Here is a 19,393-nt window from a genome sequence, read left to right on the forward strand (position 1 = left end):
CTGGAAATAGGCGTCTGGTCCACAGACTCCCATTGACGGGAAACCAGACATAGCAGACGGCCATGATAAACACTCCAGGCCTTCGGAAAAACCCGCGCAATCCAACAATCGGTATTAAGGGCCGCGCGAAAGCGGTCAATTATGCATAAGGCACATCAAAACAGGGCTGACACGGGTCAACCCTGAAACAACGGGCACAACCCTGCTCATTAGCATCTCAAGCCTGGTTTTCCTGGTCGGTAAACAAATCACTGAACAACATGCTCGACAGGTAACGCTCACCGGAGTCCGGCAGTATCACCACGATAGTCTTGCCCTGCATCTCCGGCTTCTCTGCCAGACGCACCGCCACCGCCATCGCCGCGCCGCAGGAGATACCGCAAAGAATCCCCTCCTCCTGCATCAAGCGGCGGGCCATAACCTTGGACTCGTCGTCACTGACCAACTCAACCCGGTCCACCATCGACAGATCAAGATTCTTCGGCACGAAACCGGCACCAATCCCCTGGATCTTGTGGGGGCTGGGTTTGATTTCTTCGCCAGCCAACGCCTGGGTAATCACCGGCGAACTGATCGGCTCCACAGCCACCGAAAGGATCGGTTTGCCCTGGGTCAGCTTGATGTAGCGGGAAATCCCGGTGATTGTGCCGCCGGTACCTACACCCGCCACCAACACATCAACAGCGCCATCGGTGTCGTTCCAGATTTCCGGGCCAGTGGTTTTCTCGTGGATTGCCGGGTTGGCCGGGTTTTCAAACTGGGCCGGCATAAAGTATTTGGTCATGTCGCTGGCGAGGATCTCGCCAGCCTTTTCGATGGCACCTTTCATGCCTTTGGCCGGCTCGGTCAGCACCAGTTCGGCGCCGAGGGCCTTGAGTACCTTGCGCCGCTCGATGCTCATGGAGGCCGGCATGGTCAGCAGCAACTTGTAGCCACGGGCAGCGGCGACAAACGCCAGGCCGATCCCGGTATTGCCCGACGTAGGCTCGACGATGGTCATGCCAGGCTTGAGTTTGCCGCTGCTTTCGGCGTCCCAGATCATGTTGGCGCCGATCCGGCATTTCACCGAGTACCCAGGGTTACGCCCCTCGATCTTGGCCAGAATCGTCACGCCCCGAGGCGCGAGGCGGTTGATCTGAACCAGGGGCGTGTTACCGATGGAGTGCGCGTTGTCTGCAAAAATGCGGCTCATAACGGGGTCCTTAAAGCAGCTTTTAGGAAGGCCCCAAGGGTATGCCTCGTGCCTCAAGGCGTCCAGTCAAGACGAACGTCCAGAGCCAGGCGCAGTCAACCACCTATACCGCTGGAGAACCCTCTATGAAACGTCGATACAGTTGGCCAATCTGGACCGTGGCCGGGCTTGTGCTGCTACTGGTGGCGCTGGATATCGTCCTGCCCTATCTGGTACGCAATTACCTGAATGAAAAAATCGCCAACATGGGCGATTACCGTGGACAGGTGACCGATGTCGACCTGGCCTTGTGGCGTGGCGCCTACCGCATCAACGGCCTGCAGATCGTCAAGGTCGACGGCAAGGTACCGGTACCGTTCGTCAAGGCGCCGGTAATCGACCTGTCGGTGAGCTGGCATTCGCTGTGGTACGACCACGCGGTGGTGGCTGAGGTGCAGTTCATCAAGCCGGAACTCAACTTTGTCGACGGCGGCGCCAACAAACAGGCTTCCCAGACAGGTCAAGGCACTGACTGGCGGGCGCAACTGGGAAAACTGTTGCCCATCACCCTCAACGAGGTGCGCATCAACGATGGGCAAATTTCCTTCCATAATTTCAATTCCAAGCCGCCGGTCAAAATGGACGCCACCCAAGTCAACGCCAGTTTCTACAATCTGACCAACGTGGTGGACGTCAAAGGCCAACGCGACGCCCGCTTCGACGGCAAGGCCCTGCTGCTGGGGCATGCGCCGCTCGAAGCCACGGCCACCTTCGACCCGCTAAGCAATTTCGAAGACTTCGAATTGCGCCTTCGTGCCCGAGACATCCAACTCAAACGCATGAATGATTTCGCCTCGGCCTATGGCAGATTCGACTTCAGCTCAGGCACCGGCGACGTGGTGATCGAAGCCCAGGCCAAAAAAGGCCAGTTGAGCGGCTATATAAAGCCATTGCTGCGCGATGTCGAAATATTCAACTGGCAACAGGACGTGGAAAACAAAGACAAGGGCATCTTCCGCTCTATCTGGGAAGCGCTGGTCGGCGTCAGTGAGACGGTGCTGAAAAACCAAGGCAAGAACCAGTTCGCCACTCGCGTTGAGCTAAATGGCAGCGTCCACCAGCAAGATATCAGCGCGTTCCAGGCGTTTTGGCAGATTTTACGCAACGGCTTTATCCAGGCATTTAACGCTCGCTATGAACAGCCCAAACCCAGCGCGGACTAAGTCAGGATGTGACGCTCCATTCAGAGACTGAATAGCCCGTCTGCGTTCACAGTCGCCGGGGCTGCGCGGTATAGTCGCAGCCATGCTGAATACTTGGCTGGCCGGCCCGGAGCCGCTCGGCGTCACGTTCGAGGATTGATAGATGAAGTTCGAAGGCACCCAGGCCTACGTTGCCACCGATGACCTGAAACTGGCCGTCAACGCCGCCATCACGCTGGAACGTCCCTTGCTGGTCAAGGGCGAACCCGGCACCGGCAAGACCATGCTCGCCGAGCAATTGGCCGAATCCTTCGGCGCCCGGCTGATCACCTGGCACATCAAGTCCACCACCAAGGCCCACCAGGGCCTGTACGAGTACGATGCGGTCAGCCGTCTGCGGGACTCGCAACTGGGTGTGGACAAGGTTCACGACGTACGCAACTACCTGAAAAAGGGCAAGCTCTGGGAAGCGTTCGAATCCGAGGAGCGGGTGATTCTGCTGATCGATGAAATCGACAAGGCCGACATCGAGTTCCCCAACGACCTACTGCAAGAACTCGACAAGATGGAGTTCTACGTCTACGAGATCGACGAGACCATCAAGGCCAAGAAACGCCCGATCATCATCATTACCTCCAACAACGAGAAAGAGCTGCCGGACGCCTTCCTGCGTCGCTGCTTCTTCCACTACATCGCCTTCCCGGACCGCATCACCCTGCAAAAAATCGTCGACGTGCACTACCCCAACATCAAAAAAGACCTGGTCAGCGAAGCGTTGGACGTGTTCTTCGACGTACGCAAGGTGCCAGGCCTGAAGAAAAAGCCCTCCACCTCCGAACTGGTGGACTGGCTGAAACTGTTGATGGCCGACAACATCGGCGAAGCGGTACTGCGCGAGCGCGATCCGACCAAGGCCATCCCGCCCCTGGCCGGCGCCCTGGTGAAGAACGAGCAAGACGTGCAACTGCTTGAGCGCCTGGCGTTCATGAGCCGTCGCGGCAATCGCTGATCATCCGAGGCGATCGCCATGTTGCTCAACCTGTTCAATGAAATGCGTGCAGCCAAGGTACCAGTGTCGGTGCGCGAGCTGCTGGACCTGATCAACGCCCTGAAACAGCGGGTGACCTTCGCCGACATGGACGAGTTTTACTACTTGTCCCGGGCGATCCTGGTGAAGGACGAACGGCATTTCGACAAATTCGACCGGGCTTTCGGTGCCTACTTCAATGGCCTGGAGAAACTCGACGACCACCTGCAGGCACTGATTCCCGAGGACTGGTTGCGCAAGGAGTTCGAACGCTCTCTGAGCGATGAAGAACGGGCGCAGATCCAGTCCCTGGGAGGCCTGGACAAGCTGATCGAAGAGTTCAAGAAACGCCTGGAAGAACAAAAGGAACGCCATGCCGGCGGCAACAAGTGGATCGGCACCGGCGGCACCAGCCCGTTCGGCTCCGGCGGTTTCAACCCCGAAGGCATTCGCGTCGGCGATGCCGGCAAGCGCCAGGGCAAGGCGGTCAAGGTCTGGGATCAGCGCGAGTACAAGAACCTCGATGACTCAGTGGAACTGGGCACCCGCAACATCAAGATCGCCCTGCGTCGCCTGCGCAAGTTTGCCCGCCAAGGCGCTGCGGAAGAGTTGGATATCGACGGCACCATCGACCACACCGCCCGCGATGCCGGGTTGCTGAATATCCAGATGCGCCCGGAACGGCGCAACACCATCAAGCTGCTATTGCTGTTCGATATCGGCGGCTCGATGGACGCCCACGTGAAGATCTGCGAAGAGCTGTTCTCGGCCTGCAAGACCGAGTTCAAGCACCTGGAGTATTTCTACTTCCACAACTTCATTTATGAATCGGTGTGGAAGAACAACATGCGCCGGGGTTCGGAACGCACCTCGACCCAGGATTTGCTGAACAAGTATGGCGCCGACTACAAAGTGATCTTCATCGGCGATGCGTCCATGGCGCCCTATGAAGTTACCCAGGCCGGCGGCAGCGTCGAGCACTGGAACGAGGAGCCGGGGTATGTGTGGATGCAGCGCTTCATGGCGAAGTACAAGAAGCTGATCTGGATTAATCCGTACCCCAAAGACACTTGGGGTTATACGGCCTCGACCAATATCGTTCGGGATTTGATCGAGGACCAGATGTATCCGCTGACCTTGCGCGGGTTGGAAGAGGGGATGCGGTTTTTGTCTAAATGATCGTTCCCACGCAAAGCGTGGGAATGATCAATTCCGAGCAAGCCGCTGCAAATACTCGACCTGCTGCCGATGCGCCGTCTCCTGCACCACCGGCGCCAGCCTCACCTTCTCACCCGGTAAACACTGCGCCAGGCGTGCCAGCGCCAACGGCGTCAACGCCCCCAATCGCGGATAGCCACCAATGGTCTGCCGGTCATTGAGCAACACGATCGGCTGGCCGTCTGGCGGTACCTGGATCGCCCCCAGCGGGATGCCCTCTGAGATCAACGACGGGCCTTGATACTGCAACGGCGTGCCGAGTAAACGCATACCCATGCGGTCGGCACGGCTATCGAGGGTCCAGTCGGTGTTAAATGCGTCGAACAGGCTCTGGCCGCTGAACTGACCGATCTGTGCACCGATGATCACGTCCAGCGGCGCCCTGGATTGAAGGTTCGGCTGCTGGTCGCAGGACAACGACCGCACAGTGCCTCCCGTCCCGAAATAGGCCAGGTACGCACCTTCGGCCAAGGCTCGACCAAAGCCATCCAACCCGCCCAGCTCTTCGCGAACCACACTGGCACAACTGCCCAGCACCTTCGGCGCATCAAATCCGCCCGGCGCCGCCAGGTAAGCTCGCGCACCACTAAAGGGCTGGGTAAAACGTAATCGCTGACCCTTCTGCAGAATAAAGCTGCGTCCAGGGCTCACCAGGCGCTCATCTACATAAGCCCCCAGGTCCGCACCGGCCAACGCCAACAGGCAGTAATCCTCTGCCAGCACGGTAAACCCGCCCAACGTCACTTCCACCACCGGCGCATCCAATGAGTTGCCCAGCAGCCAGTTGGCCCACGACATCGATACCCAATCCAACGCGCCGCCCTGGGTCACGCCCAAATGCCTGACACCAAAGCGCCCGGCGTCCTGCAACAGGCACAGCGGAGTGCCAGCCTCAATCAACAAGCGGCTCATACCTGCGCCTCCAACGGCGTGTCATCGCCACCCTGGTTGATGAACTCGGCATGGCTGACGGCCTCGAAACGGACGGTATCCCCCGGCTGCATCAGGCTGTAACCGTCGCGCTCGCGGTCGAACAGTTTGGCCGGAGTGCGGCCGATCAGGTTCCAGCCACCCGGTGAAACCACCGGGTAGGCGGCGGTTTGTCGCTCGGCGATACCGACACTGCCGGCCGCCACCCGTTTGCGTGGAGTGTTCAGCCGTGGCGCCGCGAGTATTTCGTCCACTAATCCCATAAAGGCAAACCCAGGGGCAAAGCCCAGGGCGAACACCTGGTACTCATGCTGGCTGTGACGACGAATCACCTCTTCCACCGCCAGACCGCTGCGCTGGGCCAGCAACGTCAGTTCCGGGCCGACACTCAGGTCGTACCAGACCGGCAACACATGGCACTGCCCGCTGCCCTTGGGTTCAGGCTGCAAGTCGGTCAATGCGTGGGAGATCAGCTCGCGCGCCTGGGCCGGGGTCAATTCGGTCAGGTCGTAATGCACCATCAACGTCGTGTAGGACGGTACCAGATCCACCAAAGCCGCTCCAAAAACTTCCCGCAAGCGGCGCGTGGCGGCGAGCATCCAGGGCATGTTGTCTTCGGCAATCGAGTCAAACAGGCGCACCATCAGACAGTCGATGGCAACCACTTCAATGCGCAATTTCATCGCGGTTTCAACGCCTCGCGAATGCGCTGGACCGCCGCCACCGAACTGGCGTTATCACCGTGCACACACAGGGTGTTGGCATCCAGGTGCAAGGCGCTGCCGTCGCTGGCCACAAGCGCTTGGCCACGGGCGATGATCAACGCCTGCTCGATAATTTTTTCAGGGTCGTGATGCACCGCCCCCGGCAGTTGGCGCGAGACCAGGTGCCCGGCGTTGTCGTAGGCGCGGTCGGCGAAGGCTTCAAACCAAAGGGTCACACCATACTCATCGCCCAAGGCCTGGGCCGCGCTGTTGTCACGGGTGGCCATCAGCATCAGCGGCAAGCTCGCGTCGTACGCCGCCACGGCCTGGATCACCGCACGCAGTTGGGCCGGTTTGGCCATCATGTCGTTGTACATCGCGCCATGGGGTTTGACGTAGCTGACCCGACCACCCTGAGCCCGGCAAATACCGTCGAGGGCGCCGATCTGGTAATGCAGCAGGTCCTGAATTTCCTGGGGGGTGTAGGCCATGGAGCGACGACCGAAACCTGCCAGGTCCTGGTACGCCGGGTGCGCGCCGATTTGCACGCCATGCTCAAGCGCCAGGCTGACGGTCTTGCGCATGATGCTCGGGTCCCCGGCGTGAAAGCCGCAGGCAACGTTGGCGCAATCGATGAACGGCATGACCTCGGCATCCAGACCCAAGGTCCAGTTGCCAAAGCTTTCGCCGATGTCGCAGTTCAATAGCAGGCGGCTCACGGTGAGGACTCCTGTAGGCTTTATTATTTTGTAGTGTGGGATCTTTTACCAAGATCTCGCAACGCTGTTGTCCTGAGCCCCTACGACGCTTATCGTGAGACGGCTCGATTTTTGGCGCTTGCCCTGTGCTGCGTCCAACTAATAAAAACCGCTTCATGCATAAGAAAAAGTTGATCCCATGAATTTGAAGTTCCTCGAAACCTTCGTCTGGGTGGCCCGGCTCAAGAGTTTTCGCCTCACCGCCGAGAAACTCTTCACCACCCAGGCCTCCATTTCCAGCCGCATTGCCGTCCTGGAAAGCGAACTGGGGGTGAAGCTGTTCCTGCGCGATTCACGAGGCGTGAGCCTAACCCCTGAAGGCTTGAAGGTGCTCGATTATGCCGAGCAAATGATGGTCACCATGCAAGGCCTCAAGCAGTCTTTGGAAACCACCAGCAGCAAGGTCGGACGTATCCGCATCGGGGTGATGGACACGGTGATCCACACCTGGCTAAGCCCGCTGATGACGGAGTTGATGGAGCACTTTCCGCTGGTAGAAATCGAGCTGGTGGCCGATACCGCGCTGAACCTCTGCGATCAGCTGCAAAAAGGCTTTCTCGACCTGATCCTGCAAACCGACCTGCTGCGCCAGGAAACCCTGCGCAGCCTGGAGCTGGCCAGCCATCCCATGGGCTGGATCGTCGCCAGTCACTCAATCTACAACCGCGAGTACGCGTCCCTCGCCGAGCTGGCCCAGGAACGGATCATCACCTATTCGAAAAACTCCCATCCCCACCAGGACGTGCTCAGCCTGATGCAGGCCAACGGCGTGGCCGCGCCGCGGATGAACTGCGTGAACTCGGTGTCGGCCATCACCCGCTTGCTGCGGGACGGCTTCGGTATTGGCGCCTTGCCACCGGTACTGGTCAGCGAAGAACTGGCGCGCGGGGAATTGGTCATGCTACCGATGGCGCAACGCCCGCCGAACTTGCAGGTGGTGGTGTCATGGCGGGTCGGCGTGGAGCTGGTGGATGAGATGGTTGCGCTGTGCCAGACCGTGGCGGGGCGGTATGCGCAGAAGGTTGGAGAAGAATTGATGGTACTCAGCAAGCCTTCGACCGGCGCATAACCTTTGATCGTTCCCACGCAGAGCGTGGGAGTGATCAGAGATCAAGCGACGTCCGTCTTACAATCCCTTCAAATTTCGCTCTTCAATCGGCCGACTCTGGCGCAGGCGCTTGCCGCCGAGCACCACCCAGTCGATCAGGCGAAACAGGCATTCCAGGCCAAACGACAGCAGCATCGCCCCGCCCAGGCCCCAGCCCATGGCTTCGGGGGTCAGGAGGATCTGGTAGCTGTAGCCATCCCAGGTTTCACGACGAATATCCGGGTCGGCGGCCACCGCCACTTGCAGGACGCGGATGTACCAGGGCCCTTGCATCGCCTGGAACTGCTTGTCCAACGCCAACTGGCGGTCGAGCAAGGTGCCGAGGCTGTTGGCATCGCTGCGAAACACCGGGTCATCGCTGGCGCGGTAATGGGCCACCAGGGCCTGCAAGTCGCCCTTGAAGAACTGTTGCGCGGTGCTTTCAAAACCGCGCAAGCCAGTCTGGGCCTCGATCAAATGGGCTTCCACCCGCTTGGCGTAGTCGCTGACAAACCCAGGCACTTGCACACCGACCAACAGGCCAATGGCGAACAGCACCAATCGCAGATAACTGAGCAACATAATCGACGTCCTTACTCGGTTTTACCTTGGCTGACGCATTCGCCGCGCCGCCACAGGCTCCACTGGCCCGGTTCATAGCGGGTCCAGGTCTCGTTTTCGGTCAAGGGTTCGGTGGCAATCACCGTCACCACGTCATTAGGGGTAGTTTCGGCCTGAAAATCGACGATCACATCGACATCTTTCAACCGCGCAGGACCAAAGGGCGCGCGACGGGTGATCTGCGCCAGTTTGGTCGAGCAATAGCAAAACAGCCAGTCACCGTCACTGAGCAGGCAGTTGAACACGCCTTTGCTGCGGTATTCGCTGCACGCCGCGATCAAGTCCGGCAGCACCTGTTCGATGTCCACCGGCTCAGGAAAGGCCTCACGTACACGGTTGAGCAAATCGCAAAACGCCGCTTCGCTGTCGGTATCGCCGACCGGACGGTAGAAAGTGGCGCGGGGATTGAAGTTCGCCAGTTGCCCGTTATGGGCGAAGCACCAGTTGCGGCCCCATAGCTCACGGACAAACGGATGGGTATTGGACAAGCACACCTTGCCGATATTGGCCTGACGGATATGGCCAATCACCACTTCACTCTTGATGGGGTAACGCTGCACCAGCAAGGCCACTTCCGACTCGCTGCTGGCGGCGGGGTCCTGGAACAAACGCAGGCCACGGCCTTCGTAGAAGGCGATACCCCAACCGTCGCGGTGGGGCCCGGTACGCCCGCCCCGCTGCATCAGCCCGGTGAAGCTGAAGACAATATCGGTCGGTACGTTGGCACTCATGCCCAATAATTCACACATGCCAGGATTCTCGATGCAGGGCAGACGACGTTAAAGACGCGGTTCGACCCGCATACCGCTGACCGGGGCAGCCGGACGACCATAACGATCGCCACCGAAAGGCTCATCGTCCTCGGGTTCGGCCGCCACCTGGGCCGCCACAGCAGCCTTCTGTTCACGACGGGCCTTGGCGGCACGCTCGATGGGCCAGCGGATCAGCACAAACACCAGGTACACGGCGAAGGCAATCATCGTGTACATGAATAAATCTGAGATCGCTCGCCAGGCGTTGTTGCCGACCTTGAGCACCAGGTCCAGGGCGGTGATGGCCACGGCTGGGGCAAACTGTTCCTTGACCGGGTCGACAATGGTCGGGCTTAACAGCAGCACTACCATCAGCAACCGCAACGGTTCGCGCAACCAGCGCCAGATCCAGCGGGTCATGCGAAACCACACCAGCAGGCAGCCCAAAGCGGCGAAGGCGTAGAGGCCCCAAGCGGTCAGATAGTCGTTCTCGGTCATGGTGTCCATGGCAAGGTAGGCAAACAGGCCGGTATGATAACGGCTTTTCAGCGCTGCGGCTGCAACCGCCGTCGGCCAACCGCCTGACAGAGAGTGATCCATGCCTCCATCGACCCACGTCACTGCCGCCCCGATCGCCCGCAAGGCCCCAGGCGCCGACCCGTACGCCTGGTTGCAGGAACGCGACAGCGTCGAGGTGCTCGACTACCTGAAAGCCGAGAATGCCTGGCAACAGGCGCAATTGGCCGATCAGCACGACTTGCGCGAAACCCTGTTTGAAGAGATCAAGGGCCGTATCCTCGAAACCGACCTGTCCCTGCCCTCGCCCTGGGGCCCGTACCTGTATTACACACGCACTACGGCCGGCGACGAATACGCTCGCCACTACCGCTGCCCGCGCCCTACCGATGACAGCCAGCAGGTGGATGAAAGCACTGAAGAACTGCTGCTCGACCCGAACGCGCTGGCCAATGGCGGCTTCTTCTCCCTCGGGGCCTTCAGCATCAGCCCGGACCACCAGCGCCTGGCCTACAGCCTGGATACCAGCGGCGAAGAGATTTACACCCTGTACGTGAAGGAATTGGCCACCGGTAAAGTCAGCGAACTTGCGTTCGAAGACTGCGACGGCAGCATGACCTGGGCCAACGACAGCCTGACGCTGTTTTTCGGTGAGCTGGACGACACCCACCGCCCGCACAAGCTGTATCGCTATCGCCTGGACGGCACCGCCGCCGAAGAAGTGTTCCATGAGCCGGACGGACGTTTCTTCATGCACTGCTACCGATCCAGCTCCGAACGGCAACTGCTGCTGTCTTTGGGCAGCAAGACCACCAGCGAAGTCTGGGCTCTGGACGCCAACCAGCCACAGCAGGCTTTTACCTGCCTGGCGCCACGGGTCGAAGGCCATGAGTACGACGTCGACCACGGCAAGCTCGATGACCAGTGGACCTGGTTTATTCGCAGCAACCGCGACGGCATCAACTTCGCCCTGTTCCAGGCCGCCGACAACGCAAGCGTGCCGACCCAGGACGACTGGCAGAACCTGATCCCCCACAGCGACACGGTGATGATCGACGGTTTGAGCCTCAATGCCAAAGCCATGACCTTGAGCCTGCGCATCGGCGGCCTGCCGATCATCGAAGTACATCCCCAGGGCCTGCCTGCCTACCGCGTGGAACTGCCAGACGCGGCCTACAGCCTGTACGTGCAAAACAGCCTGGAATTTGTCAGCGACAAGATCCGCCTGCGCTATGAGGCGTTGAACCGTCCCGCCCAGGTTCGTCAGTTGGAGTTGGCCACAGGCGCGCAGCAGGTGCTCAAGGAAACTCCGGTACTGGGCGCGTTCAATGCCGACGACTACGTCAGCCAACGGCTGTGGGCAACGTCGGCCGATGGCACCCAGGTGCCTATCAGCCTTGTGGTCAAACGCGACCAGTTGGGTCAGCCAACGCCACTGTATCTGTACGGCTATGGCGCCTACGGTGAAAGCCTCGACCCGTGGTTCTCCCATGCACGCCTGAGTCTATTGGACCGAGGCGTGGCCTTCGCCATTGCCCACGTACGCGGCGGCGGTGAGTTGGGGGAAGCCTGGTACCGCGCCGGCAAGCAGGAACACAAGCAGAACACCTTCAGCGACTTTATTGCCTGCGCCGAACACCTGATCGCCCAAGGCCTGACCACTTCCAAGCAACTGGCCATCAGCGGCGGCAGTGCTGGCGGCCTGTTGATCGGCGCGGTGCTCAATCAGCGCCCGGAGCTGTTCCAGGCGGCGATTGCCGAAGTGCCATTTGTCGATGTGCTTAACACCATGCTCGACCCGGAGCTGCCGCTGACCGTCACCGAATACGACGAATGGGGCAATCCCCAGGAGCCCGAGGTGTACGAACGCATCAAGGCCTACGCGCCTTACGAAAACGTCAGCGCCCAGGCGTACCCGGCGACCCTGGTGATCGCCGGGTACAACGACAGCCGCGTGCAGTACTGGGAAGCCGCCAAATGGGTGGCCAAGCTGCGCGCCACTAAGACCGACGACAACCTGCTGCTGCTCAAGACCGAACTGGGCGCCGGCCACGGCGGCATGAGCGGTCGTTACCAGGGATTACGTGACGTAGCACTCGAATATGGATTTGTTTTCAAGGTGCTGGGGCTGATTTAAGGAACGCCAACCGGCGGTCGTGCCTGAACACATGACCGCCAGGCGCGAATGCCCTGCGTATAGCCGACGGGCAACTGTTGCCGCAACCGCTCTAGCCGCCGGGCGTCTTGGGTTTGCTGTCGTTCTGCTGCAAGCCTGGGAGCGTCTGATCCTTGGGCGGTGTAGGCAATATGATCGGTACCAAGGGCGGCACACCGGTACCGACAGCTTTTGGCGTGGTCGGCGGGGTGACTTGCGGATAAGGTGTGGGCGTTGCAGTGCCCGGCGAACCCGTGGTGGACGCGGGGGTGTTCGGCACGGTTTGCAACTCCTGAGCATGGGCGGCACTGCCAAGGGCGAGCGCGCTCCCTACAATGACCGTTAGAATGCTGCACTTCATCGATGGCTCCATGGCCTGACGGTAATGCCGTAAGGCTACTCCCAACCGCACAAGAATGCCCTTCCCAATGAGATTTCCATGAAACGTTTCGTTCTGCTGGACACCACCCCGATTCCCGATAATGGCGGTGCCTTGTGCCTGTTCGAATATGGCGAGGATTTTGTCATCAAGATCCAGGGCGGTGACGGCGGACAACTGATGAACACCCGCATGCACGGCTCCGAAGATGCCCTGGCGGAGATCCCCTGCCGCAAGGTAGCCGGTCGTCCCGGTTCGCGGGTGTTGATTGGCGGCCTGGGCATGGGCTTTACCCTGGCCTCGGCGCTCAAGCATTTGGGCAAGACCGCCGAAGTGGTGGTCGCTGAGTTGGTGCCGGGCGTGGTTGAGTGGAATCGCGGGCCGCTGGGAGAAAAGTCCGGACGACCGCTGCTGGACCCGCGCACGGTGATCCGCATGGAAGACGTGGCCAAGGTGCTGCACGCCGAGCCCCAGGGCTTCGACGCGATCATGCTGGATGTCGACAACGGCCCCGAAGGCTTGACGCAAAAAGCCAACAGCTGGCTGTATTCGACCGGCGGCCTCAGCGCCTGCGCCAAGGCCCTGCGCCCCAAGGGCGTGCTGGCCGTATGGTCAGCCAGCGCCGACAAGCAGTTCAGCGAGAAACTGCGCAAGGCCGGCTTCAAGGCAGAGGAAGTTCAAGTGTTTGCCCATGGCAACAAGGGCACCCGGCATACCATCTGGATTGCCGAGAAACTCAAGGGCTGAAACAGCCCCTGAATTCACTGCGCGGGTCGTGGGTCAAATCGACCGGCGCAATCGATTCAAATGCCTCAAGCCTTCCAACACCAATACCGCTACCGCCAGCCAGATTGGCAGATAGGTCATCCATTGGCCCGGTTTGAGGCTGTCCCCCAGCATTAACGACACTGCCACCAACAGCACCGGTTCAGCATAACTGAGCAAACCGAACAGGCTGAACGGCAACAGGCGACTGGCCATGATGTAGGAATAACCCGCCGCCGCGCTGACCAATCCCATAAGCGGTACCAGCCAATAGAGCGCTGGGCGCTGCGCCAAGATCTCGCTGATTGACCCAGCGCCAAGGACGAACCATAGCGCCACAGGAATCATCAGCATCATGTCCAGCCATAATCCTCCCAGGTTATCGGTGCCACAGCGCCGGCGCAGTACGAAATACAGCGGATAGCCGACGCACACCACCAGCGTCGTCCAGGAGAACCCACCCGTGCGGTACAACTCATTGGCCACACCCACCGCGGCTAATGCGGCGGCAACCTTTTGCAAGTAGGAAAGGCGTTCGCCGTAAACGATACGACCCGTGATGACCATAGTCAGCGGCAACAGAAAATAACCCAGCGAAACATCCAGACCATGGCCATTGAGCGGCGCCCACATGAAAATCCACAACTGGACACCGACCAACACACTGGTCAGCACGACGCAAGGCAGCAAGGCCGGCCTATCGCGCAAGCGCTTGTAGATCAGCGGGACCCACTTCCAGTCTCCAGAGAGACAGAGCAGCAGGGTCATGAAGGGCAACGAAATAAGCATTCGCCAGCCAAATATTTGCTGACCATTCAATGGTTCAAGAAGGGAGGTAAAAAAATACAGCACGCCAAACAGGAAGGAGGCGGAAACCGCCAAAACAACACCTTTAGACACAACAGCCTCGACGAACAAGCACAGTTATTTAATTGAAGCAGGAAGCTGCATTCACACAGCGTGAATGTTAGTGGGATGAACATCAGGTATTTATTAACAGGCACCCATAGCTTTATAACGAACACACAGAATTAACCCTGAACTGTTCAGCAATAAGAATTGGGGGCTTCGTCTGTTTTTTATTATTTGCACGACGAACATCAGACACTTCAACTAGCCCGACTTCGGTCATTAGAAGCAGTACACTCTGGACGAGTGCCTCTGATTTAAAACGCCACAGCCTCACCCTCGTAGGGTTGGCGCTGGGATGGGAAACCCGATTTCACGGGGAACAGCCTGTTACAGGTCGGGGTGAACAGTCTTCAGGGGAGTCCTGATACGTTCACCGGTCACTCGTGTTCTTCATGACCTTGTCAGGTCATATTCTCCGAGAGACCCGTCTCGGAACGAATGAGCATTTTAACACCTGACGCCACCATAGACCAAACTAACGGCAGTGGGCCAGAAGGCGCCACATTAAAGACTTCGAACAAGTTAGTCTAATAATTTTTGGTATTTAATTTGCGCCACACAAAGTGAAATACCCAAGTGTATTTAATTCGATATCTGCTCAGCCATTACTGTATATTTAGCCGCTATACGCCCAGCAGATAGTGGCAAAAGTTACTCTTTACCGTCGCCCTGCAGGAGCGACACTAGGCCACAGCCAGTTACCCCAATAAAACTCCAGAAACTCCGGGGCCAATGCAGACGCATGAGCGCGAATCCCTATGAGTTCATATCGCCGATACTACAAACAATTCTCTCCGGCAGCCTGCACCTCAGCTGAAAAAAGCCAGGGGCTTATTACCCCATGAGCGGCTAGAATCAACGCTATCCGTGATCCACTAAAAGACAGGAGCCATGATGAGCTCGACCAACCCGCCCTCCCACACCGCCAAGCTGGACCGTATCCTTGCCGATGCCCAGCGCGACCGGGAAATGGGCTACCGCGACAAAGCCTTGAAGATGTACCCCCACGTGTGCGGCCGCTGCGCCCGTGAATTCGCCGGCAAGCGCCTGAGCGAACTGACCGTGCACCACCGCAACCACAACCATGATGACAACCCCCAGGACGGCTCCAACTGGGAGTTGCTGTGCCTGTACTGCCATGACAATGAACACTCGCGTTATACCGACCAGCAGTATTTCAGCGAAGGCTCAACCAGCAGCCCGACCATTGCCAAGGCGACGCACAACCCGTTTGCGGCGTTGGCGGGGTTGATGAAGAAAGACAGCTAAAAACCGCAAGCTTCAAGCTGCAAGTTCAAACCGTGCTCTTGAACCTTGAAGCTTGCCGCTATACTGCTGTCTTTTTTCGAAGGCACCCTCTCCCGTGGCCAACAAACGCTACAGCTGCATCGGTCTGTACAACCCCAAGTCACCCGAGAACGTCGGTTCGGTGATGCGCGCCGCCGGCTGTTATGGCGTGGCGTCGGTGTTCTACACCGGCAAGCGTTACGAAAGGGCCCGGGACTTTATTACCGACACCAAGAAGGTCCACCACGATATTCCGCTGATCGGTATCGACGACCTGAAAAAAATCTTGCCCCTGGGCTGCATCCCGGTCGCCGTTGAACTGGTGGACGGCGCCCGCCCCCTCCCCGAATACACTCACCCCGACCGCGCGCTGTACATCTTCGGCCCGGAAGACGGCTCCCTGGACAAGGACATCCGCGACTGGTGTGAGGACGTGATCTACATCCCGACCACCGGTTGCATGAACCTTGCCGCCACGGTCAACGTGGTGCTCTACGACCGTATGGCCAAGGGCAATAACACCCGCTCGGGGCCTAAATACTGATTTTTTGGGAACATCTTCGGTCTGCGTGCAGTCAGCTGCATATCCATGACCCCTTGTTGGAGATAGACCATGAGCGACAGCAAAACCCTGCGACCTATCATCGAATCCACACCGTTCCAGACCCAGCCCACGCAAAACGTCCAGGGCTGGGAGCGGATTGGCTCACTGGCTGGCGGCGTGGTGATGATGGGCAAAGGCCTTCGCCGTGGCGGCTTTTTTGGCTTGATTCAAGTGGCGATTGGCGGCGTGGCGCTGGCCCGTGGGATCAGCGGTCATAGTTCGGCCAAAGCGCTGCTGGAGAAGAGTCGTCAGGAGATGAACACCGTGCGCACGAAGATCGAACGAGCCGGTGAAGAGCTGAAAAACCTCAAGACCCAGGCTGAAATTGCTGCCAGCAAAGACACAAAAACCACGTAGCCGTTGTCGAGTTCCAGCGAGGCTACGTTGGCCGCACCACTGCCATCAAGCCTGACATCAGCACCGAGTCGTTTCTGACGCAGCCTCGCTAAAGCTCGACAGCTGCTACGAGGTAACGGGGTCGACTCAGTGCAACAGCTTGCTATCGAGCACCGTCGACGACTGACCAATGATGCTCTCGGCCAACTGCACAAACTCCTTGGAGCTGATGCTGTTCAAGCGCATCACTGCTTGTGTCAGGTCATCCAATGAGCGCTTATTGTGGGTTTTCAGGCGAATCTCCCGATCCAGTTCCTGCAACACCACCACCGCCCGCGCCACGGTTGCGCCGCTGACATGCTCACCGCGCAAGGTCGTCACGCCCTTGCCTTCCTTGCTCAGGCGAGTCTGTATCGCCGCATAACGCTCGTCACTGATGCCTCCCGCGCGGCGTACCAATTCGATGGCGTAATACTCTGCCAGGCCTTCGCTGATCCAGTCACTGCCCTGATGATCGTTAAAACGACCGATAGCCTGCACCACTTCACGGATCATCGGGCTGCTACCGTTTTCGCTGACCAGTGGCGTGCGGCTATTCAGGTAGATCGAGTCGTGCCCAGAGAACACACCACGGCGCATCGGGTCGCTGGCACCGACCACCAACAACTTGGCCGGATGACGCGGGAACGCTGCCTGCACCTGGGGCCAGACAAAGGTCAGCAGTGTCAGCACGTCCATGCGGCGCATGGCCTGGCCCTTGGGTGAGGCCACGGTGATTTCGGTCTCCCCCAGACGCACGCGTCGGCTGCCCAGGTTGCCGGCAAGCATCCAGCCGGTGGGCCGGTCAAACAGGCGGGAGACGTTGTCGATGCGAAATTTGTTCTTACCGATGCGTGGCCAGGCAGTCTCGACACTTTTCCAGCCCGCTGGCAGTTCGAAGACCAGCCGCGACACCAGCTCGATGCCGTCTTTCTGGTCGAGACGGGCCTTGGGTACCAGCTCTTCACCGCTAAACAGTGCCCAATTCGGCGTCATCCGCGTTTCATAGATACCCGCCTTGCGGGCATGGCTAAGGCGCACGCGGTAGGTCAGGCTGGCCTTATCGGCGCTGGGTTGCCACAGGCCACGGCTGGCTCCGGCGCTAGTGCCGGGCATAACTTGCCACTGTCCATCGGCCTTGAAGTCGCTGTAGTCGCCGTCGCGGCCAAGGTCGAAGTTCAGGCTGCGCACCGCCGAGCCCTGGGACAGGCTCAGGCGCACTTCGGCCTGATCGCTCTGGGGCAACAACTTGACGTGATAATCGAGATCGACCTTTTTCGCGGACCACGCTGACGTGCTCAACGCCAGCAACACCAGGCTTACCGCCAGCTTGCCTGCAACCGTCATAGACACTCCTTTCAGCCTGCGCGAAAAATCAGGTAATCCTCCCAATCGTCCTCAGACACGCTGCCTTCACTGACCATGCGCCCGGACTGGGAAATGCGTGCGTGATGCACGGCATCGCGATCGCCACAGACCAAGTGATGCCAGAGCGGCAAATCCTTGCGCTCGCTGACCAGCCGATAACCGCAGGTCGGCGGCAACCATTTGAACTGATCGGCCTGGCCCGGCGTGAGCTGGATGCAATCAGGCACCGAGTCCCGGCGGTTAGGGTAATCGGTGCACTGGCAGGTTTTCAGGTCCAGCAGTTTGCAGGCAATACGTGTGTAATAGACGCTGTTGTCGTCTTCATCTTCGAGCTTTTGCAGGCAGCACAAGCCGCAACCGTCGCACAGCGACTCCCACTCCTCCTGATCGAGGTGTTCGAGGGTTTTGCGTATCCAGAAAGGTTCGACTTTAGCGGCCATGGCTCTACATCAGTATCGGTGCGGTTAAAAGGCCGCCAGTCTAGTGCCCAAGGCGCCAAGGGCCAAGCGCTTACGACTGCCGGTATAACAAGACTTGTCAGCTTTCGCTGGGCGAAGTAGCTTTGAGGGCCGCAAAAGCCCTGCGCCAGGTGCCATAAATGCTCAACCGCATTGCCCCAGGCGCGCGACACGGCCCTGAAAAACCCATCGCCGAGCTCATCGGCGCACCCAGTTTTTTGATCTGCGCTCTGCCTCATAAATGTAGCAACGTAGCCCATACCCGTCATCAGGAACTGTTCATGAGCACAAACCCACGCATCGCCGATTACCCCATTCATTCCCAATTCACCGAGCGCTGGTCGCCACGCGCCTTTACCGGCGAGAGCATCCCGGTCGAGACCTTGCTGAGCTTCTTCGAAGCGGCCCGCTGGTCGCCGTCGGCCTACAACTCACAGCCTTGGCGATTTCTCTATGCGCGCCGTGACACACCGAACTGGGAGCGCTTCCTCGGCCTGTTGAACGAATTCAACCGTGGCTGGGCGCAGCATGCCTCGGCCCTGGTGATCGTGGTGTCGAAAACCGACTTCGCCGTGCCCGGCGCCACCGAAGAAACCCCGGCCCTGTGGCACACCTTCGACACCGGTTCGGCCTGGGGCCATCTGGCGCTGCAAGCCAGCATCAGCGGCTGGCATACCCACGGCATGGCCGGTTTCGACCAGGAACTGACCCGCAAGGAGCTGAAGATCCCCGAAGGCTATGCGCTGCATGCAGCGGTGGCGATTGGCAAGCTGGGGGATAAGTCGACACTGGTCGAGTACCTGCAAGCCCGGGAAACTCCGAGCCTGCGCCGGCCGTTGAGTGAGTTGGTTTCAGAAGGTGATTTCGATCTCTGAAGAGGCTGGGCTGGGTACATATCCGTTATGTTGGTCGGGGCGGATTAGGGTTACGCCCTTACGGCGTGTCACTTTTGAAAAGAGCCCAAAAGTAACCAAAAGGCTCTTGCCCCACCACTTGGTGCCTCGCTTAGGCTCGGCATGCCTTCACTCCGGCATTGCTCCGTGGGCCGCCGCGATGGGCCATCCTTGGCCCAGCGCGGCTAAACCGGCGTCCTGCCGGTTTACC

The 19,393-nt window shown here is 59.3% G+C and carries 21 protein-coding genes; 10 read left to right on the plus strand and 11 right to left on the minus strand.

Features of this window, described 5'->3' with window-relative positions:
* Positions 1–217: 217 nt before the first annotated feature.
* Positions 218–1,192, minus strand: coding sequence for a cysteine synthase A (cysK, locus tag FQ182_RS07915; protein ID WP_149412165.1), 975 nt, complete (start codon positions 1,190–1,192; stop codon positions 218–220).
* A gap of 125 nt (positions 1,193–1,317) precedes the next feature.
* On the opposite strand from cysK, the gene FQ182_RS07920 reads away from it, so the two are divergent.
* From FQ182_RS07920 to FQ182_RS07930, 3 genes are all read left to right on the plus strand, one after another.
* The gene (locus FQ182_RS07920) at positions 1,318–2,394 is read left to right on the plus strand and encodes a DUF748 domain-containing protein (RefSeq protein WP_149412166.1); all 1,077 of its coding nucleotides are present in this window, start codon (positions 1,318–1,320) and stop codon (positions 2,392–2,394) included.
* Between the two features lie 142 nt (positions 2,395–2,536).
* Positions 2,537–3,382, plus strand: a complete 846-nt coding sequence (locus tag FQ182_RS07925) for a MoxR family ATPase (protein WP_133101832.1) — start codon at positions 2,537–2,539, stop codon at positions 3,380–3,382.
* Between the two features lie 18 nt (positions 3,383–3,400).
* On the plus strand, positions 3,401–4,579 hold the full coding sequence (locus tag FQ182_RS07930) for a VWA domain-containing protein (RefSeq protein WP_133101833.1): 1,179 nt from the start codon (positions 3,401–3,403) through the stop codon (positions 4,577–4,579).
* A gap of 27 nt (positions 4,580–4,606) precedes the next feature.
* Here the strand turns inward: FQ182_RS07930 and FQ182_RS07935 are convergent, their stop codons facing one another.
* From FQ182_RS07935 to FQ182_RS07945, 3 genes are read right to left on the minus strand one after another with little or no spacing between them, the layout of a single operon-like run.
* Positions 4,607–5,530 carry a biotin-dependent carboxyltransferase family protein gene (locus FQ182_RS07935; RefSeq protein ID WP_149412167.1) on the minus strand — a complete coding sequence of 308 codons (924 nt, stop codon included), beginning with the start codon at positions 5,528–5,530 and terminating at the stop codon, positions 4,607–4,609.
* A complete protein-coding gene (gene pxpB / locus FQ182_RS07940; RefSeq protein WP_149412168.1) occupies positions 5,527–6,231 on the minus strand; it encodes a 5-oxoprolinase subunit PxpB in 705 nt (234 codons plus the stop codon). Before pxpB ends, FQ182_RS07935 begins: the two co-directional genes overlap by 4 nt.
* Entirely contained in the window at positions 6,228–6,971 is a 744-nt protein-coding gene (locus tag FQ182_RS07945; RefSeq protein WP_149412169.1) for a 5-oxoprolinase subunit PxpA, read from the minus strand. Before FQ182_RS07945 ends, pxpB begins: the two co-directional genes overlap by 4 nt.
* A gap of 178 nt (positions 6,972–7,149) precedes the next feature.
* On the opposite strand from FQ182_RS07945, the gene FQ182_RS07950 reads away from it, so the two are divergent.
* Positions 7,150–8,079 (plus strand): LysR family transcriptional regulator, encoded by a 930-nt coding sequence (locus FQ182_RS07950; protein ID WP_149412170.1) that lies wholly within the window; start codon positions 7,150–7,152, stop codon positions 8,077–8,079.
* A gap of 57 nt (positions 8,080–8,136) precedes the next feature.
* Here FQ182_RS07950 and FQ182_RS07955 read toward each other — a convergent pair whose 3' ends face one another.
* Genes FQ182_RS07955 through FQ182_RS07965 form a run of 3 tightly spaced genes read right to left on the minus strand, consistent with a single transcriptional unit; the run spans position 8,137 to position 9,977 of the window.
* A complete protein-coding gene (locus tag FQ182_RS07955; RefSeq protein WP_133101838.1) occupies positions 8,137–8,679 on the minus strand; it encodes a DUF2937 family protein in 543 nt (180 codons plus the stop codon).
* Between the two features lie 11 nt (positions 8,680–8,690).
* On the minus strand, positions 8,691–9,467 hold the full coding sequence (locus FQ182_RS07960) for a class II glutamine amidotransferase (RefSeq protein ID WP_149412171.1): 777 nt from the start codon (positions 9,465–9,467) through the stop codon (positions 8,691–8,693).
* A 30-nt stretch (positions 9,468–9,497) separates the two neighbouring features.
* On the minus strand, positions 9,498–9,977 hold the full coding sequence (locus FQ182_RS07965) for an MFS transporter (RefSeq protein WP_256666161.1): 480 nt from the start codon (positions 9,975–9,977) through the stop codon (positions 9,498–9,500).
* A 91-nt stretch (positions 9,978–10,068) separates the two neighbouring features.
* Here FQ182_RS07965 and FQ182_RS07970 point away from each other — a divergent pair, with 91 nt between their 5' ends.
* Entirely contained in the window at positions 10,069–12,123 is a 2,055-nt protein-coding gene (locus tag FQ182_RS07970; protein WP_149412173.1) for a S9 family peptidase, read from the plus strand.
* Positions 12,124–12,214: 91 nt separating this feature from the next.
* On the opposite strand, the gene FQ182_RS07975 is transcribed toward FQ182_RS07970, so the two are convergent.
* Complete coding sequence (locus tag FQ182_RS07975) at positions 12,215–12,502, minus strand: hypothetical protein (RefSeq protein ID WP_149412174.1); 288 nt, start codon at positions 12,500–12,502, stop codon at positions 12,215–12,217.
* A 78-nt stretch (positions 12,503–12,580) separates the two neighbouring features.
* Here FQ182_RS07975 and FQ182_RS07980 point away from each other — a divergent pair, with 78 nt between their 5' ends.
* Positions 12,581–13,267 (plus strand): spermidine synthase, encoded by a 687-nt coding sequence (locus tag FQ182_RS07980; protein WP_149412175.1) that lies wholly within the window; start codon positions 12,581–12,583, stop codon positions 13,265–13,267.
* Positions 13,268–13,300: 33 nt separating this feature from the next.
* On the opposite strand, the gene rarD is transcribed toward FQ182_RS07980, so the two are convergent.
* Positions 13,301–14,185, minus strand: a complete 885-nt coding sequence (gene rarD, locus FQ182_RS07985) for an EamA family transporter RarD (protein WP_149412176.1) — start codon at positions 14,183–14,185, stop codon at positions 13,301–13,303.
* 906 nt (positions 14,186–15,091) lie between these two features.
* Here rarD and FQ182_RS07990 point away from each other — a divergent pair.
* The 3 genes from FQ182_RS07990 to FQ182_RS08000 all read left to right on the plus strand — a co-directional run bounded on the left by FQ182_RS07990 (position 15,092) and on the right by FQ182_RS08000 (position 16,445).
* A complete protein-coding gene (locus FQ182_RS07990) occupies positions 15,092–15,466 on the plus strand; it encodes a YajD family HNH nuclease (protein ID WP_133101846.1) in 375 nt (124 codons plus the stop codon).
* A gap of 94 nt (positions 15,467–15,560) precedes the next feature.
* Positions 15,561–16,028: an RNA methyltransferase gene (locus FQ182_RS07995; RefSeq protein ID WP_149412177.1), complete on the plus strand. Its 468-nt coding sequence runs from the start codon at positions 15,561–15,563 to the stop codon at positions 16,026–16,028.
* A gap of 69 nt (positions 16,029–16,097) precedes the next feature.
* Positions 16,098–16,445 carry a DUF2892 domain-containing protein gene (locus FQ182_RS08000; protein ID WP_149412178.1) on the plus strand — a complete coding sequence of 116 codons (348 nt, stop codon included), beginning with the start codon at positions 16,098–16,100 and terminating at the stop codon, positions 16,443–16,445.
* Positions 16,446–16,571: 126 nt separating this feature from the next.
* On the opposite strand, the gene FQ182_RS08005 is transcribed toward FQ182_RS08000, so the two are convergent.
* Both FQ182_RS08005 and FQ182_RS08010 read right to left on the minus strand, forming a co-directional pair.
* Positions 16,572–17,810, minus strand: coding sequence for a hypothetical protein (locus FQ182_RS08005; protein WP_149412179.1), 1,239 nt, complete (start codon positions 17,808–17,810; stop codon positions 16,572–16,574).
* A gap of 11 nt (positions 17,811–17,821) precedes the next feature.
* Positions 17,822–18,271, minus strand: coding sequence for a YcgN family cysteine cluster protein (locus FQ182_RS08010; RefSeq protein WP_133101850.1), 450 nt, complete (start codon positions 18,269–18,271; stop codon positions 17,822–17,824).
* Positions 18,272–18,570: 299 nt separating this feature from the next.
* Here FQ182_RS08010 and FQ182_RS08015 point away from each other — a divergent pair, with 299 nt between their 5' ends.
* A complete protein-coding gene (locus FQ182_RS08015) occupies positions 18,571–19,164 on the plus strand; it encodes a nitroreductase family protein (protein WP_149412180.1) in 594 nt (197 codons plus the stop codon).
* The last annotated feature ends 229 nt before the right edge of the window (positions 19,165–19,393 follow it).

The organism is Pseudomonas sp. ANT_H4 (genome assembly GCF_008369295.1).
Lineage (GTDB): Bacteria > Pseudomonadota > Gammaproteobacteria > Pseudomonadales > Pseudomonadaceae > Aquipseudomonas.